Origin of the sequence: Eudoraea sp., assembly GCF_049665975.1 — a bacterium.
Classification (GTDB): Bacteria; Bacteroidota; Bacteroidia; order Flavobacteriales; family Flavobacteriaceae; genus Eudoraea.
The window spans coordinates 1-1,598 of sequence record NZ_JBATGR010000545.1 but is presented as its reverse complement, the minus strand read 5'-3'; the positions used below and the strand labels follow the sequence as shown (position 1 = coordinate 1,598).

The 1,598-nt window shown below is 41.6% G+C and carries 3 protein-coding genes; all 3 read left to right on the top strand.

The annotated features are described in order from the left end of the window. Nucleotides 1-91: 91 nt before the first annotated feature. Nucleotides 92-307: a 4Fe-4S dicluster domain-containing protein gene (locus tag WBN20_RS17130; RefSeq protein ID WP_424282568.1), complete on the top strand. Its 216-nt coding sequence runs from the start codon at nucleotides 92-94 to the stop codon at nucleotides 305-307. 2 nt (nucleotides 308-309) lie between these two features. Then, nucleotides 310-951 (top strand): hypothetical protein, encoded by a 642-nt coding sequence (locus WBN20_RS17125; protein ID WP_424282567.1) that lies wholly within the window; start codon nucleotides 310-312, stop codon nucleotides 949-951. A gap of 19 nt (nucleotides 952-970) precedes the next feature. Continuing rightward, a partial coding sequence (locus WBN20_RS17120; RefSeq protein WP_424282566.1) for an FAD-binding protein occupies nucleotides 971-1,598 on the top strand: 628 nt, incomplete at its 3' end.

Sequence of the window (1,598 nt, the reverse complement as noted above, 5' to 3'; positions counted from 1 at the left end):
CCCCTGGTCCGTTGATTTCTTTTTCAAATCCATTAAGAGCACTCTTACTTTGTATTAGAAACAGGGATTGAAATTCCAAAAAAACAAGGTCATGCCTATCGAAAGTATAAACGGATGTATTGGATGCGAAGAGTGCATTAAAAGCTGCCCAACAGATGTGTTAAGGCTAAACCCAAAGACAGGAAAGGCTGAGATTCTATACCCAGAAGATTGCCAGATCTGTCATTTGTGCCGCATGTATTGCCCGGTGGATGCCATTGTTATCACACCAGAAAAATCAATTCCGGTAATCGTATCATGGGGTTGATCATGAAAAAGCAAAGCAAATATCTCAAATTGGTTCCGTCAATAGTCCTTTTTATCGGACTGCCTCTTTTGCTTTATGCTTTGGGAGATTTTCCAAGAAAAAGCGTAGTGAAAGAAATACTTTCAATAGTGACAATGATTGCCTTTTTCGCGATGCTGGCGCAGTTTTATTTTACACGGCACAATAAGCATTTCAATAGGGGGGGTGAATTTTCAATGGCCTTTAAAATTCACAAGTACATAGGATATATATTCATTGTTGTGCTTTTACTGCATCCTTTCTTTATCGTACTGCCAAGATTCTTTGAGGCCGGTATAGCACCTGGGGATGCCTTTCTTACGTTGATTACAGAATTTAGTAGCCTCGGGGTGGTACTGGGCCTTATGGCCTATGCTATCATACTTCTCATTCTTATCACAACTTTTTTTAGAAATAAATTCGATTTGAAATATAGAGTAGGGCGAATGTTCCATGGCTATGTATCCGTATTATTTTTAATCGCGGCTTCGTGGCATGTGATAAATATAGGCAGCCATTCCAACATTCCATTCTCGGTTTACATTATCCTAGTGGCTGCTGGCGGAATATTCTATTTATTCCAAACCTATTTTCGGGAATCTCAAAATACAATGAAGCATGAGTAATTCAAATAAAAATGACCATATGACACGGCGGCAGTTTACTATCTTGACTGGTGGCACATTAGGTCTAGCGGCTATCGGTTCTTGGGGCTTAGCCAGCGCTTTTAAAGAGAACAAGCGAGAAGTTGAGCCTGACGATATCAGCTATCAGGAAAATGAAGCCGATGTCTTGGTCATTGGTAGCGGTATGGCCGGTCTGTTTGCCGCCGTTAAAGCACATGATGCCGGAGCGAAGGTGATGATGGTCTCAAAAGGAAGGCTTGGCTCCTCCGGGCTTACCCCATTCGCCAAGGGTATCTTTGCCTACGATGCAAAAACGGAAAAACTATCTCCTGAAGAATTTACAGAAATGGTGTCCCGTTCTGCATTGGGCACCAATAATCCGGTATATACCCAACAATTGGCCGAACATTCCCTGGCGAGGGTAAATGAACTCAGAGAATGGGGATTTTTTGAATCAAATTTGTACAACAAGGCTTTTAATAAACCTATTACAGAGCGAAATATACCTTTGGTTGAGCGAGTGGTCATCACTCACCTGATCAAAGAAAATGGAAAGATTGCGGGAGCTGCAGGCTTTAGTTTGGACAATCAAAAAATACATTTCTTAAAAGCCAAAGCTGTCATTCTGTGTACCGGAGCCGGAGGTT